Source organism: Coraliomargarita algicola, from assembly GCF_033878955.1.
Lineage (GTDB): Bacteria > Verrucomicrobiota > Verrucomicrobiia > Opitutales > Coraliomargaritaceae > Thalassobacterium > Thalassobacterium algicola.
This window is the reverse complement of the sequence record NZ_CP138858.1, coordinates 2,530,767-2,544,396: the sequence shown is the minus strand read 5'-3', so window position 1 is coordinate 2,544,396 and position 13,630 is coordinate 2,530,767. Positions and strand designations below refer to the sequence as shown.

At 53.4% G+C, this 13,630-nt stretch carries 21 protein-coding genes; 17 read left to right on the top strand and 4 right to left on the bottom strand.

Annotated elements, in window-relative coordinates:
* Positions 1 to 71: 71 nt before the first annotated feature.
* Both SH580_RS10240 and SH580_RS10235 read right to left on the bottom strand, forming a co-directional pair.
* The gene (locus tag SH580_RS10240) at positions 72 to 1,049 is read right to left on the bottom strand and encodes a sensor histidine kinase (protein WP_319835003.1); all 978 of its coding nucleotides are present in this window, start codon (positions 1,047 to 1,049) and stop codon (positions 72 to 74) included.
* A gap of 64 nt (positions 1,050 to 1,113) precedes the next feature.
* The gene (locus tag SH580_RS10235; protein ID WP_319834883.1) at positions 1,114 to 1,599 is read right to left on the bottom strand and encodes a CHASE sensor domain-containing protein; all 486 of its coding nucleotides are present in this window, start codon (positions 1,597 to 1,599) and stop codon (positions 1,114 to 1,116) included.
* Between the two features lie 201 nt (positions 1,600 to 1,800).
* Between SH580_RS10235 and SH580_RS10230 the strand changes: the two genes are divergently transcribed.
* Positions 1,801 to 2,271, top strand: a complete 471-nt coding sequence (locus SH580_RS10230; RefSeq protein ID WP_319834882.1) for a 3'-5' exonuclease — start codon at positions 1,801 to 1,803, stop codon at positions 2,269 to 2,271.
* Positions 2,272 to 2,282: 11 nt separating this feature from the next.
* Here the strand turns inward: SH580_RS10230 and SH580_RS10225 are convergent, their stop codons facing one another.
* Entirely contained in the window at positions 2,283 to 2,996 is a 714-nt protein-coding gene (locus SH580_RS10225; RefSeq protein WP_319834881.1) for an esterase/lipase family protein, read from the bottom strand.
* Complete coding sequence (locus SH580_RS10220) at positions 2,993 to 3,565, bottom strand: TetR/AcrR family transcriptional regulator (protein ID WP_319834880.1); 573 nt, start codon at positions 3,563 to 3,565, stop codon at positions 2,993 to 2,995. The genes SH580_RS10225 and SH580_RS10220 overlap by 4 nt, the downstream gene beginning before the upstream one ends.
* Before the next feature lie 89 nt (positions 3,566 to 3,654).
* On the opposite strand from SH580_RS10220, the gene SH580_RS10215 reads away from it, so the two are divergent.
* The 16 genes from SH580_RS10215 to rpsN all read left to right on the top strand — a co-directional run bounded on the left by SH580_RS10215 (position 3,655) and on the right by rpsN (position 13,622).
* Complete coding sequence (locus SH580_RS10215; protein ID WP_319834879.1) at positions 3,655 to 6,582, top strand: DUF2339 domain-containing protein; 2,928 nt, start codon at positions 3,655 to 3,657, stop codon at positions 6,580 to 6,582.
* Between the two features lie 183 nt (positions 6,583 to 6,765).
* A complete protein-coding gene (rplC, locus tag SH580_RS10210; protein ID WP_319834878.1) occupies positions 6,766 to 7,410 on the top strand; it encodes a 50S ribosomal protein L3 in 645 nt (214 codons plus the stop codon).
* Between the two features lie 26 nt (positions 7,411 to 7,436).
* A complete protein-coding gene (gene rplD / locus SH580_RS10205) occupies positions 7,437 to 8,081 on the top strand; it encodes a 50S ribosomal protein L4 (protein WP_319834877.1) in 645 nt (214 codons plus the stop codon).
* Positions 8,078 to 8,368, top strand: a complete 291-nt coding sequence (gene rplW / locus SH580_RS10200; protein ID WP_308949600.1) for a 50S ribosomal protein L23 — start codon at positions 8,078 to 8,080, stop codon at positions 8,366 to 8,368. The genes rplD and rplW overlap by 4 nt, the downstream gene beginning before the upstream one ends.
* Positions 8,369 to 8,388: 20 nt before the next feature.
* Positions 8,389 to 9,234 carry a 50S ribosomal protein L2 gene (gene rplB, locus SH580_RS10195; RefSeq protein WP_319834876.1) on the top strand — a complete coding sequence of 282 codons (846 nt, stop codon included), beginning with the start codon at positions 8,389 to 8,391 and terminating at the stop codon, positions 9,232 to 9,234.
* Between the two features lie 16 nt (positions 9,235 to 9,250).
* Complete coding sequence (rpsS, locus tag SH580_RS10190; protein WP_308949598.1) at positions 9,251 to 9,514, top strand: 30S ribosomal protein S19; 264 nt, start codon at positions 9,251 to 9,253, stop codon at positions 9,512 to 9,514.
* 22 nt (positions 9,515 to 9,536) lie between these two features.
* Positions 9,537 to 9,911, top strand: coding sequence for a hypothetical protein (locus SH580_RS10185; RefSeq protein ID WP_319834875.1), 375 nt, complete (start codon positions 9,537 to 9,539; stop codon positions 9,909 to 9,911).
* Positions 9,912 to 9,916: 5 nt separating this feature from the next.
* A complete protein-coding gene (rplV, locus tag SH580_RS10180) occupies positions 9,917 to 10,252 on the top strand; it encodes a 50S ribosomal protein L22 (protein WP_154001131.1) in 336 nt (111 codons plus the stop codon).
* Positions 10,253 to 10,274: 22 nt separating this feature from the next.
* Positions 10,275 to 10,907, top strand: a complete 633-nt coding sequence (gene rpsC / locus SH580_RS10175; RefSeq protein ID WP_319834874.1) for a 30S ribosomal protein S3 — start codon at positions 10,275 to 10,277, stop codon at positions 10,905 to 10,907.
* Positions 10,908 to 10,966: 59 nt separating this feature from the next.
* Entirely contained in the window at positions 10,967 to 11,383 is a 417-nt protein-coding gene (gene rplP / locus SH580_RS10170; RefSeq protein ID WP_319834873.1) for a 50S ribosomal protein L16, read from the top strand.
* A gap of 27 nt (positions 11,384 to 11,410) precedes the next feature.
* Positions 11,411 to 11,614, top strand: coding sequence for a 50S ribosomal protein L29 (gene rpmC / locus SH580_RS10165; protein WP_319834872.1), 204 nt, complete (start codon positions 11,411 to 11,413; stop codon positions 11,612 to 11,614).
* Positions 11,615 to 11,634: 20 nt separating this feature from the next.
* Positions 11,635 to 11,916: a 30S ribosomal protein S17 gene (gene rpsQ / locus SH580_RS10160; RefSeq protein WP_308949592.1), complete on the top strand. Its 282-nt coding sequence runs from the start codon at positions 11,635 to 11,637 to the stop codon at positions 11,914 to 11,916.
* 58 nt (positions 11,917 to 11,974) lie between these two features.
* Positions 11,975 to 12,337 carry a 50S ribosomal protein L14 gene (gene rplN / locus SH580_RS10155; protein WP_319834871.1) on the top strand — a complete coding sequence of 121 codons (363 nt, stop codon included), beginning with the start codon at positions 11,975 to 11,977 and terminating at the stop codon, positions 12,335 to 12,337.
* Between the two features lie 2 nt (positions 12,338 to 12,339).
* Positions 12,340 to 12,582, top strand: a complete 243-nt coding sequence (rplX, locus tag SH580_RS10150) for a 50S ribosomal protein L24 (RefSeq protein WP_319834870.1) — start codon at positions 12,340 to 12,342, stop codon at positions 12,580 to 12,582.
* A 101-nt stretch (positions 12,583 to 12,683) separates the two neighbouring features.
* The gene (gene rplE / locus SH580_RS10145; RefSeq protein WP_319834869.1) at positions 12,684 to 13,274 is read left to right on the top strand and encodes a 50S ribosomal protein L5; all 591 of its coding nucleotides are present in this window, start codon (positions 12,684 to 12,686) and stop codon (positions 13,272 to 13,274) included.
* 42 nt (positions 13,275 to 13,316) lie between these two features.
* The gene (rpsN, locus tag SH580_RS10140; RefSeq protein WP_308948050.1) at positions 13,317 to 13,622 is read left to right on the top strand and encodes a 30S ribosomal protein S14; all 306 of its coding nucleotides are present in this window, start codon (positions 13,317 to 13,319) and stop codon (positions 13,620 to 13,622) included.
* The last annotated feature ends 8 nt before the right edge of the window (positions 13,623 to 13,630 follow it).

Sequence of the window (13,630 nt, the reverse complement as noted above, 5' to 3'; positions counted from 1 at the left end):
GCTGCTGGAAGCCGATGAGTTGGACACATGCGCCAGGTTGTATACTTTTGGAATCAAAGAGGCGTCCGTTCTCAGGGGCTTCCCGCAGGGGGAGTTGTATCGTGAAAGTACCTGCCCACTCCCTCTTGACTTGTGACTGTGATTCCGCCGCCCATTGCGTTGGCTAATCGTTGGCTTATGGCGAGTCCGAGACCGGTGCCGCCGTAGCGACGTGTCATCGAGGCATCGACTTGAGAGAAGTGTTTGAAGAGGCGGTCAACACGATCTGCCGGGATGCCGATCCCAGTGTCGCTGACGTTGATTTCCAGTATGGGCGGTTGTGCTGCGCGGTCGCAATGGACTTCGAGGGTGACGTGTCCTTTTTCAGTGAATTTGACGGCGTTGCTCAGGAGGTTGGTTACGATTTGCCGTAGGCGTGTCGGGTCTCCGATCAAGGAGTGGGGGAGGTCGGGGGCGCAGTCGGCCACGAAGCCGATGCCGGAATCTTCGTTTTGGGCGGCGACCAGGGTGAGTGGGTTTACGATGCAATCGTGAAGAGGGAAAGTTACATTTTCCAGTTCCGTATGCCCTGCTTCGATTTTGGAGTAATCCAGAATGTTGTCGACCAGGCCAAGCAGTGCATCTGAGCTATTTTGGATGATTTCTATGGTCTCTCTGTGAGTGTCGGACTCGTTTTCTTCGGCCATGAGAGAGGCCATGCCGACGATCGCGTTCATTGGGGTGCGAATTTCGTGGCTCATGACTGAGAGGAAGTCTGATTTGGCTCTGGAGGCGGCTTGTGCCAATTCTCTTTCTATGAGTAATGTGGCGTTGGTCTCTTCCAGCTCAAGTGTGCGTTCATGGACTTGCTCTTCTAGGTTTTGGTGACTCTTTTTGATCGTTTCATCACGTTGTTTGATGCGCTCCAGCATGAGGTTGAAGCTGTCTACGAGTGAGCCCACTTCATCGTTGTAGACTTTTTGGGCTTTTTTTGTATAGTCTGCCGCCTGTGAGACATCTTCGGCTAATTTGGCGAGGTTAGAGATGGGCGAGGTGATTGCCCGGGACAGGAAAGTGCTGAGCCAGACTGTGATGATGAGGCCGCCTAAGAATAGAAATAATGCTGTCAGTAAGCTATGAACGAAGTACCTGCTTTAGCATACTTTGATTACTTTGTAGGAAGATCGTTCCGAGTTTTATTGAGTCGCTGTAGATCGGTTTCAGGTAGCCTGAGTCGCTGAATTGGCTGTTGAGGGTCTGCCAGTTCGGCGCTTGGGATTGCTGAGCGAGCGCAGCACGCTGGAAGCTCGCGAATAGATCGTTTTGGGCATCGAATAGAATCGCCATTTCGAGGCCTTGTTCATGACGCAGCCATGACAGATACTCGTTGGCAGCCTGTTTGTCATCGAACATAAGTGCCGCTTCGGTTGCCGATGCAGTGATACCTGCGATCGATTCCAGTCTCGCTAACTGTTGTCCTTTATATTGTGACCAATTGAAGATGAAGTAAGCGCTGGATAGAATGAATAGAGTCACTGTGCTGGTGAGCAGGGTGACGAGGCCAATCTTCTTCGCGATGGGAAGGTTTTTTAGAAAAGTAATATTGAATATAGATTTCATCGTCTGGCCTTCGCCGCCAGGTTCAGTCGTAGATCGCTCATGCGTAAGTCGGTACTTTGTGTGGGGAGTTGTTGTCTCAAAACGCTGTGCATATACTCTGTTGTGAATGCAGTGACGCTTTTAGTCTCTAGTAAATTTACTTCTTCGCCAATCAGAATATCTTGCTGATTGAGCTTGAGTTGATGTATTGATGGTCCGCCTATGCCGACATTTACCGCGATTGATTTTGAGACAGCCCAGCCGAAGCGTTGGAGTATTTGCCAAGTGGGCTTGGTGCGGGTGGAGGCGGGCGTCGTCACCCAGGAGCTCTCGCTTTTAGTGCGGCCGCCGGAGGATGTGTATTCAGGTTTCAATACTGCGGTGCATGGGCTGACGGCGCGCGATACGATGGCAGCGCCGGGCTTTGATGCGATTTGGCCGCAGATCGCCAACTTCATCGAAGGGCAAACGGTGGTGGCACATAATATGGCCTTCGACGGTTCTTGCCTGAAGCAGGCGCTGGAGTTTTACGGGCTTTCGTTGCCACTGTTTGAGAAGCAGTGCACGTATAAGTTGTTTAAGAAAAAGCTGAATTATTGCTGCGAGGAGTTCGATATCCCACTGAATCACCATGATGCGCTGTCGGATGCGCGAGCCTGTGCGGCACTGTATTTGCGCTCCTTGCGCGGGTGAGCTGTTGGGGTTTACTGCAGCGTGCCGGTCTGTAGATAGTGTATCACCTCTTGGATGACTGTTTGCTTTTTCATGATCATCGGATGAGTGGTGTGGAGCACTTTGTAGGCGCGCATGCCCTCGACGCGGGCGCTGGTAGTGGAAACCTTGCCGTCGTCTTGGCCGGGGATCATGAGGGAGTTGATCCAGTTGATGCTGCGATCGCCCGTGATGACGGCGCAGTCGAAATTGATTGCGGGCAGTTGGCCGATGAAGCTGTCTTTGCCGGTGCCGAGTTGTTGCCCCGCCGGGCCGTTGATTTTTTGAAAGAGCCACCAATGGCCAATTTTATCGACGACTTCGCTGCCGGCGTTGGGCGGGCTGAGCATGACGACGCGAGCGAGCTTGGGCAATGGGGTGGTGGCTTGGATTTGGCGCACGAGAATGCCACCGAGTGAGTGGGTGACGATGTGCACTTTTGTGGCCTTGGTGGTCTGTGTGCGTATTTGCTGATGGACGCTTTCGGCCAGCTGCTCGATGCCATGCTGGCGTGAGTCGTAGCTCAGGTTGTGCACTTGGTAGCCTTCGTTGACGAGTGCGCGCTGCATCTTGTTCATGGAGGCGGCGCTGCGGGCGAGGCCGTGGAGTAGGACAACGTGCTCTTGGGCGTGGGTGGTTCCGTAGCTGAGGCTCATGATCACTAGTATATAGAGGAGGCGTATGGGGTGGGGCGGTGTGCGGCTCATTGTAGGAATTGGTCGAGGAAGTGAGTCAGTAGATCTTCCGCGGGGTCGGGTTCGCTGACGTTGAGCTTGCCGCTTTGCTGTAGTAGGCAGATGCCATGCAGGGTGGACCACAGGATCTTTGCTTTTTGGCGCGCGAGTGTGGGGGAGCTGCTGAGTGGCATCATGGCGTCGCATACCTGGTCGAAAATCGCGTGAATGGCGGCGTGATAGTCGTCGGAATTATAGTTGAGCGGCTGGGCAAAGAGTAGGGACCACAGCTGCGGCTGCGCGTGATGGAAGTCCAAGTAAGCCTGCGCGATGCGACGGATGCGGCTTTCGCTTGTTTCGCCGGGTTGCTGGAGTGTGCGCAGGATGTCGGCGAAATTGTGCATGCTCTCGATATTGATGGCTGCGATGAGACCATCGATGTTTTCAAAGACATTATAAAGCGTGCCGGGCGTGTAGCCGATCGCTTGGGCGACCTTGCGTGCGGTTAGCGCGCTGGGGCCCTGTTCGATGACGATCTGGCGACCGGCTTGGGTTGCCAATTGTGTGAGTTCTTCGCGGGAGTGGTCTTTGCGGCGGGCCATGGGTCAATGTGTTGAGAGTTCTTTATTATTATGAACGTTGTTTGAAATTAATATTGAACAGTGTTCAATTATATTTTTTAAGATTCGGTATGTTAGAAATATTTGGGCTGCTGCTTGTCTTGGGTTTGATCGCTAGTTTGATTTTGCCTTGGGTGAATTTGGGGCGGATTAGCCGCACCCGCAGTGAACTGGAGCGACTCAAGCGTGAGCTAGGGGAGCTGCAGGATCGCAAAGACGCGGCGGCTATTCGGGAGGACGTAGGGGCTTCATCGACGAAGACCGCCGAGGCCAAGCCAGCGGAATCCACGGTTTCGCCATCGCGCGACGCAAGGACTCGGCCTGTGGAAAAGGCCGAGTCAGCCACTGGGGCGAATACGGAGATTCGCGATCCCGGGAACGCAACTCTCCCGAGTTGCTCTGCGTCAGAGTCGGTCACTGGTGCGAATGCGGAGATTCGCGATCCCGGGAGCGCAACTCTTCCGAGTTGCTCTGCGTCAGAGTCGGTCACTGGTGCGAATGCGGAGATTCGCGATCCCGGGAGCGCAACTCTCCCGAGTTGCTCTGCGTCAGAGCCGGTCGCTGGGGCGAATGCGGAGATTCGCGATCCCGGGAACGCAACTCTTCCGGGTTGCTCTGCGTCAGAGTCAGTCGCTGGGGCGAATGCGGAGATTTGTGATCCCGGGAACGCAACTCTCCCGAGTTGCTCTGTCTCAGAGCCGGTCGAGTCCGCTGAGCCGCAAGACTGGTTTGGTAAGGTCGCCGTTTGGGTCGGGGGAATTGCTTTATTGATGGCGGGCTTTTACATGATTAAATACTCGATCGAATCTGGCTGGCTGACGCCGCTGGTCCGCCTTTGGTTGACGGTGGGTTTTGGGGGCCTGCTCTGCGGGGCTGGGTTTGTGATTGGGGTGAAATCGTCGATGGCTGCCAATGAGCGCATCGGTCAGGCATTGGCCGGGGCGGGCATTGCGTGCTTGTATTTTGCTGCCTACGCAGCCGTGCATATGCATGGATATGTGTCGTTGGGGCTGGGCTTTGTGGCTATGGTGTTGGTTACGGTGTTGGCGGTGCTGCTGTCGCTCAAGAATGGGGCGCCGATTGCGATGATGGGATTGGTGGGGGGATTTCTCACGCCTTGGCTGATGTCGACGGGCTCGAATGATACGGTGATGCTGTTTGGCTATCTGTTTTTGTTATTCTGTGGGGCGCAGTTTCTTTGCGTATGTCGTGGCTGGTGGGCGCTTTTGTTGGGCTCTTTGGCGGGTGTTTATCTGTGGTCGGCCGCGGTAATCGTAGGCAATGTCTGTGGTCACTTGGATCAGCTGGCGGGTGTTCTGATCTTCGTAGTGGGTGTCTGCGGGGTGAATGCAGTCTGGGTCTTGCTGGCGAAGAAAGATACTGTTCTGGATGCATCGGCGCTCCCTTGGTTGACGGCCATTCGTTGGCTGACTTGGGGCGGAGGGCTCGTGCAGGGCTTGGTTCTCGTTTTGATCGGCGGTTTTGCCGCAGTCGATATGGCGCTTTTCAGTGTTCTAAGTGTGGGTGCGCTGTTGCTAGCTGTGCTGCGTGAAGATGACTTTATTGGGGCCGCGTGGTTGGCCTTGGGCGCAGTGGCGGCGGGCACGCTTGCTAGTATAGATAGTGCGATGTTGAGCTGGTTGATCGCGCCCTTGGGTTTACTGAGCTTGTTTTTTGTGGTTGGGCACTGGCGTGGGCTGGTGTCGGGGCGGGTTTTGACATGGCGCGCGCTGTCTGTGACGGCAGCACTCAGTGCAGTGCCCTTACTCTATGCCAACCGAGAGTGGGTGGTGGGGGGCGTCGCTGTGTTCCATCGCTCCGCTTGGCTGTGGCTGGCTGTGGTGGTGGCTGGTCTATTGGCGCTGGCGGGTGAACATATTCTTCGCCGAGAGAGCGATGCCGAGGTGGCGGGTGAGTATTCGGCCTTTGCAGTGTTTTTGTTCGGCTTCGGGCTGTGGACTTATCTGCCGACGGATTACTTAGAGCAAGCTGCTGCGGTCTTAGTCATCGGCACTGCAGTTTATTGGAAGCTGCGTGCTTTCGGGCGGTCGGCTCTGGTGGCTTCTGTGCTGGGGGTGGCGTGGGCGGCTTGCATGCTCGACCATGCTGCCGATGCGGTGGGCTATTTCTTCCGCGAGCAGGTGGGGGCTGGGGCTGCGCAGGATGGGATGGCTGCCTTGGCTTGGGTGTTGGGTTTTGTGGGAGTCGTCACCGTGTGGGGCTGTTTTCGGACAGTCTGGGATGCGGCAGTGCGCAAAGTTGTGACTCGAATACTGGGTGGGGTGAGTCTGCTGGGCTTCGTGGCGATCTATCAATGGCTGGATGGGTCGTGTATGCCGTCCGAGTGGTCGTCGGCGACTGTTGAGGGAGGCTTGACCGCGCTGCTGGCGGTGGCGGCTGTGGGCTTTATCTATCTTGCGCGCGTGTGGACGTCCTGCTATCAGGGGAGCGTGATTTTGGCGGGCTTGGTGGCGCTGCGGGTGGTTTGGCTTCACTTGGCGGATGCGGGGGCGGCGGGGGAGCGTTTCTTCTTCAATGCACTGTTGTTGCAGTTCGGCTTGCCCTTTGTGGCATCCTGTGTCTTGGCATGGCAGAGTGGGGCGGGCGGCTGTGAGCGTCTGCGCCGTGTGTATCAATTGGCGGCTATGCTGCTCGGCTTTGTCTGGGCGACTTTTCTGGTGCAGGATTATTATGGCGGCAGTTATCTATATGGCGATCGGACTTCGACCGCGGAGATCTACACCTACTCGCTTGTTTGGCTCTTATTGGCGGTGACTTATCAGGCGATCGGCCTGTGGCGTCAGCAGTCAGTGATACATGTTGGCTCCTTGGTTTTACTGCTGATCACTATTGGCAAAGTCTTTCTGGTTGATGCCGCCGAGTTGGAGGGCCTGTTGCGAGTGTTGTCTTTTCTTGGCTTGGGGCTGGCTCTGATCGGAATCGGCTTCTTCTATAATAAGGTGGTGTTTGCTCCGCGACTGGAGAGCGCGGGTGACTAAGCGTAAACTTTTGCAAAGTACAGAAAAATAATAGTCTTTTTTGAAATCGAGGATTGACGAGCGCGGTTCTTCCCTCTTTTTTCCGTCGCTCGCTTCCCAACTGAGGCGATTAACTCACATTTTTTAACTCCTCTAACGCAGGTCTAGGAAACGGAGCCTCTGCTCCACCTGCCTATTAGTATTATGAACGTAGCCCTACTTGGTAAAAAGATAGGAATGACTCAGGTGTTTGACGACAACAATCGTCTTGTGCCCGTGACTGTCATTGAAGCAGGACCCTGCCCAGTAACGCAGATCAAGTCCTCCGAAAAAGACGGATATAATGCCGTCCAAATCGGTTTCCGTCCACAAAAAGAGCACCGTCTCTCTAAAGCAGCTCTCGGCCATTTTAAAAAGGCTGGCGTTGAGCCTGTTGCTGAACTCCAAGAGTTCCGCACCAATGGCGATGTTGAGTTGAACCTCGGCGATGTGCTGACGGTTGAGAAGTTTGAAGCGGGCCAAAAGATCGACGTGATCGGCACCTCCAAGGGACGTGGTTTCCAAGGTGTTGTGAAGCGCTACGGTTTTGCCGGTGGTCCCGCCTCTCACGGTTCGATGTTCCACCGTCGTGGTGGTTCGTATGGTATGTGCCAGTGGCCTGGCCACGTGATCAAGGGTAAGAAAATGCCTGGTCATATGGGTGATGTGCGCCGCACTGTCCAAAATCTCGAAATCGTTAAAGTTATCGCTGAGAAAAACCTGATTTTGGTTAAGGGAAGTATTCCCGGCTCGCGTGGCTCCCTCGTCACAGTCCGCACGGCGGTTAAAACCAAGAAAGCCCAAGCATAAGCTGAGCGACGAAAGGATACAATACGATGAAACTTAAAGTTTACACAGCCGACGGAACATCAAGCTCTGAGAAGGAGTTTGCGCTTCCAGCCTTCGAGGGCGACAAGGGTGTAGCCGCGCTACGCCAAGTTGTTCTCGCTCATCAGGCCAATGCACGCCAAGGCAATGCTTCCACCAAGACTCGCGCAGAAGTTGCTGGTTCCGGTAAGAAGCTCTTCCGCCAAAAAGGTAGTGGCACGGCCCGTCAGGGTTCACGCCGCGTGCCTCACCAACGTCATGGTGGTATCGCTCATGGCCCTAAGCCTCGCGACTTCTCTCAGAAGATCAATCGCAAGATGAAGGATCTCGCTTTCAGCCGCGCACTTTTCGAGCGTGCAACCGAAGGTGGTCTTTCCGTGATTGAAGCGATTGAAGTGAAAGAAGCGAAGACCAAGCTCTTCAATCAAGTCCTGACTGCGGTTCTTCCGACTCGTGGCAAGGTGTTGATCGTTGATGACCAATTTGAAAACAATGCCGCTCTGGCAGCCCGCAACATCGAAGGGGTCTCCCTTTCTGAAGCAGGCAACCTCAGCACTCTGGACGTTGTGCGCTATCGCCACATCATCGTCAGTGCTAAGGGCATCGAAACTATCATCGCACGTGCCAATGGCGCAAAGGGAGGTGAGTCATGATTATTGCCGATAAAATTCTTCTCGAATACCGAGTCACTGAAAAAGCAGCTCTTTTGTCTGCTAACTTCAACCAATACACATTTGAGGTCGCTCCTAGCGCCAACCGTATCGAGGTCGCTCGTGCTGTTGCTAAGGTCTTCAATGTAGAGGTGACCAACGTAAACATTCTTAACAAAAAGCCTAAGGTGAAGAACGACCGCTCACGTCGCGGTAAGTCCGGCACTTCGGGCGGCCACAAAAAGGCTATCGTAACTCTTAAAGAGGGCGATAAGATCGAACTCGTCTAAGAACGAAGGGACCCAATAACATGCCACTCGTAGATTCCAGACCTTTGACTCCCGGCCAACGTTTCCTCACACGAAACAAGCAGGACGTCTCCAAGAAAAAGCCAGAACGCCGTCTCGTCACACGCGTACACGATAAGCAGGGCCGTAATTGCTATGGCCGTATTACTTCTCGTCGTCGTGGTGGTGGTCACAAGCGTATCTATCGCATCATCGATTTCCGCCGTGAAAAGCTCGACATCCCTGCAAAGGTGCAAGCGATCGAGTATGATCCAAATCGCTCGGCTAACCTTGCTCTTCTTGCGTATGCAGATGGTGAAAAGCGCTACATTTTGGCACCCCGCGGTGTTAAAGCAGGCGACACACTTCTGAGCACCAACAATCGCGTTGAGTTCAACCCAGGTTACTGCCTGCCGCTTGCGATTGTTCCGCCGGCCACAAAGATCCACGCAATCGAGCTTCACCCTGGTCGCGGCGCGCAAATCGCACGTTCCGCCGGGCAATCTGCTCAGCTGGTATCTGTCGATGGTGACCGTGCAACAGTCAAAATGCCTTCCGGTGAAATCCGCTTCCTCAACTCTCGTTGCCGCGCAACGATTGGTGAAGTCGGTAACCTTGAGCACCAAAACCAAAGCTTGGGTAAAGCAGGTCGCAGCCGCTGGCTCGGTCGTCGCCCTCGCGTTCGTGGTGTGGCAATGAATCCTGTGGATCACCCAATGGGTGGTGGTGAAGGCCGCACCTCCGGTGGTGGTCATCCGCAGTCGCCTTGGGGCCAACTCTCTAAGGGCTTCCCAACTCGTAAAAAGTCTAATCCGACCAATTCACAGATTGTTGTCCGTCGTAACGGCCGCCAATTGAAGAAACGCTAAACCGATTTAACTAGCTATGTCTCGTTCCGTAAAAAAAGGTTTCTTTGTTGATCCACACCTTGCCAAAAAGGTTCAGGTCGCACAGGCCAACAACGACCGCAAGCCGATCCAAACATGGTCGCGCCGCTCAACCATCACTCCCGACTTCGTCGGCCTTAACTTCAATGTGCACAACGGTCGCAGCTTCCTGCCCGTTTACGTCACTGAAAATATGGTCGGTCATAAGCTCGGAGAGTTTGCACCGACACGCACCTTCAAGGGGCACCCAACTGGTAAGTAAAACTCTCTTTCACGCAAACGCTATGCAATTTCCACGTTCATTACGCACACTAAAGCTTACAGGCTTGTTCCTTTTCGGGAGCATGCTGTGGGCGTGTGCGGTGAGCGCTGGGGTGCCCGCTTTCGTTAAAGAGTCCATTTACAGCCCGAATGCCGCAGCCGTGGCTGAGGTTGTGCCCACACTCGCTGCCGACGTCGTTATACTCGATGGTGGCCTCGAGCAAGGGATACGCTTAGGGATGGTTTGCCGCGTCACACGTGGCCTACAATCTATCGGCGAGCTTATCATTATCGAATCACGTAGCGACCATTCTGCAGGGCTCATCCTCGAATTGGTCAAAGACTCCACCATACAAGCGGGCGATATTGCCCGAATTAAAACACTTCAAAACAGCTGAATCTCATGCAGGTCCAAGCCTATACAAAATACGCCCGTATGTCGCCCCGCAAGGTGCGCGAGATCACTCAAGCCATCCAAGGTCGCAACGCTGCCGAGGCGGTTGAAGTTCTTCGCTTCATCCCTCGCAAGTCAGCGCGTCTCGTGAGCAAGACTCTTCAGTCGGCTATCGCGAATGCGGAAAACAATAACAATCTCTCTTCGGATGCCCTTAAGGTCGAGTCCGCCACCGTCGAGCAAGGCCCAACGTTCAAGCGTTTCCGCCCTGCTGCACGTGGTTCGGCTCACCCTTATAAGAAGGCAACTAGCCACATCCGTATCATCCTCTCCGACGAGGCTTAAGCTTTAACGACACCTACGAATTATGGGACAGAAAGTACATCCAACCGGCTTCCGCCTTGCAGTAACCCGCGACTGGGACTCCCGCTGGTACGCAAACAAGGACAAATTCCCTGAGTATATCAAGGAAGACCACACCATCCGCACATTCCTCACTGAGAAGCTTCGCTACGCATCCGTGCCACGCATCTTCATCGAGCGTGCTTCGGGTCGTATCCGCGTTAAGATTTTCACCGCACGCCCTGGTGTCGTCATCGGCCGTAAAGGTGCTGAGCTTGATAAGATCAAGGCGACTCTCAACAAGAAGGTCGGCAAGGAAATCATGCTCGACATTCAAGAAGTCAAGCGTCCCGACCTTTCTGCACAACTCGTTGCTGAAAATGTCGCGCTACAGCTTGAGCGTCGGATCGCATTCCGCCGTGCTATGAAGCGCGCGGTTCAAACGACCATGGGCATGGGGGCGGATGGTATCCGTATTCAGTGCGCTGGTCGTCTCGGTGGTGCGGACATCGCACGCACGGAGCAACAACGTCAAGGTCGTGTGCCTCTTCAAACACTTCGCGCTAATATCAATTACGGCTTCTCCGAAGCGAGCACTGTGTATGGTATCATTGGCGTTAAATGCTGGATCTGCCTCCCTGACGAAGAAACTGCGTAACGCAAGTTTCATCCTTCGAAACGAATTTATACTTTTTAACACTTTAAACAGAGCGAACCATGGCACTTCTTCCATCACGCACAAAATACCGTAAGGTTCACAAAGGTCGTATTTACGGCACTGCGCAATCTTGTAACTCACTCGCTTTTGGCGATTTCGGTATCCAATCACTCACTCGCGGTCGTATGACCTCCCAGCAAATCGAAGCCGCTCGTGTGGCGATGACTCGTAGCCTCAAGCGTAAAGGTAAGGTTTGGATCCGCGTTTTCCCTCACAAGCCAGTGACTAAGAAGCCAGCGGAAACTCGCATGGGTAAAGGTAAAGGCTCTGTTGAGTACTGGTGTGCAGTGATCAAGCCAGGCACCATGCTCTTTGAAGTTGCCGGTTGCTCTGCAACTGCCGCCCGTGAAGCCCTCCGCCTTGCGGATACCAAGCTTCCATTCCATTGCCGCTTCGTTTCTCGCGAAGAAGTATAACACTTTTAGAGATAGGAAACTATTACTATGAAAACTAAAGAAATCCGCGAAATGTCCGAAGCCGAAATCGAAAAATCGCTTCGCGATACACGTGATGCCCGCGTCAACCTTCGTATGCGCAAGCAAACTGGTCAAGTCGAGCACCCACACCAATTTAAAGATATGAGCCGTCAAATCGCTCGTCTCGAAACCATCCTTAAAGAAAAGAAGTTGGCCGCAGCCAGCGCCTAATCTCTTAGCAGCCTACGCATATGGAAGCCACAGCAACACGCAACTCTCGTAAAGTCCTGGTCGGAACTGTTTCAAAACGTTCCGGTGACAAGACGATCAAAGTCACTTACTCTTACAAAGTCCCGCACCCCCTCTATAAGAAGGAAATTAAGCGTAAGACTGTTGTGCACGCACACGACGAAAAAAACGAGTGCGGTCTGGGTGACAAAGTTGAAATCATGGAAACTCGTCCGCTCAGTAAGCTGAAGCGCTGGCGTGTAACCAAGGTGCTCGAAGTCGCTCCAAAGTTGGGCGAAGAATAGAGCGACCTACAGCTACCAACACGACACAATTTATAAATCCTAATAAGGAGATTTAGCTATGATTCAGATGAACAGCCGCGTATTTATCGCGGATAACACCGGCGCCAAATCCGCCGAGATGATCCGCCGCCTTGGCCAAAACAAAGACACTGCCGATGTCGGTGATGTTGTCGTTTGTGCCGTCAAGGAAGCGTCCACCGACGCCTCTGTCAAGAAGGGTGAAGTCGTTCGCGGCGTCGTCGTTCGCACAAAGGCACCCGTTCGCCGTGCAGATGGCAGCTACCTCCGTTTCGATAACAATGCGATTGTTATCATCAACGCTGATGGTAACCCCAAAGGCACACGTATTTTCGGCCCGGTCGCTCGTGAGCTCCGCGCGAAATACATGAAAATCATTTCACTCGCACCCGAGGTTCTCTAATCATGTCCAAAGCAATTAAACGCGAACAAGAAGTCGTCGTCATCTCTGGCGCTCACAAAGGCAAGCGCGGCAAAGTCCTTGAAGTCAAAGCAGGGGAGCGTGTCCTGGTTGAAGGCGTCAACATGATCACTAAGTTTGAGCGCAAGACTCAGGAGAATCCAGAAGGTGGTTCTGCTGAGCGCGAAGCTCCCATTCATTACTCCAACGTAATGAGCGCCGAAAAATTCGACGCGAAAAAGAAATAAGGTACTTGCCAGCGAGACTCAAAGTCTCACTTTCACGCACCTTTTTCCAAAACATCATTCACCATTAACAAGTCGGGTTGGAAATCCGCCTTATATTACAGATGTCACAGTCATTATTACAAAAACACTACGCCGAGAAGGTCGTGCCCGCACTTATGGAAAAGTTCGGGTATAAGAACCCGCACCAAGTACCCGCGATCAAGAAGATCGTGTTGAACTCTGGTTTCTCTGCAACGGCCGATAAAAATCACGTTCAATACGTGAACGATGAGATTGCAAAAATCTCCGGTCAACGTCCTGTCACTACTATTGCGAAGCTCAGTATCTCGAATTTCAAGCTTCGTGAAGGTCAGCCCATCGGCTGCAAGGTTACCCTGCGTGGCGAGGCTATGTATGATTTCCTTACGCGCTTGATCAATATCGCGCTGCCATGCATTCGTGACTTTCGTGGGGTGCCCACACGTCTCGACGGTCAAGGTAACTACACACTGGGTCTAAATGACCACACGATTTTCCCCGAAGTGAGTGCCGAAGGCACCAATGCCACAATTGGTATGGATGTCTGCATCAACACAAGTGCTTTGACAGACGAGGAAGGCCGCGAATTGCTTAAGCTGTTCGGTATGCCTTTCCGTAAGACTAGCTCCGAAGTCGCTGCCGAAGAAGAAGCCGCTGCTGCAGCGACTGCCTAAGCGCTCAGAGCGATACCCACAGCACTTAAGAAAGATTTACACATGGCTAAAAAATCAGCAATCCAACGCAACTTGAAGCGCGAACGCATGATCGCAAAATACGCAGCAAAGCGTAAAGAGCTCAAAGCGATCATCGCCAACCCAGAAACTTCCGACGAGGAGTTCTACAAGGCGCAAGCCAAGTTGACAAAGCTGCCTAAGAACAGCTCTCCGATCCGTGCGCGCAATCGTTGCTCCGTCACAGGTCGTCCCCGTGCGTTCATTCGCAAATTCGGTCTTTCCCGTATCACATTCCGTGAACTTGCCACACAAGGTAAGATCCCTGGTGTGACCAAATCCTCTTGGTAAGCACGCTT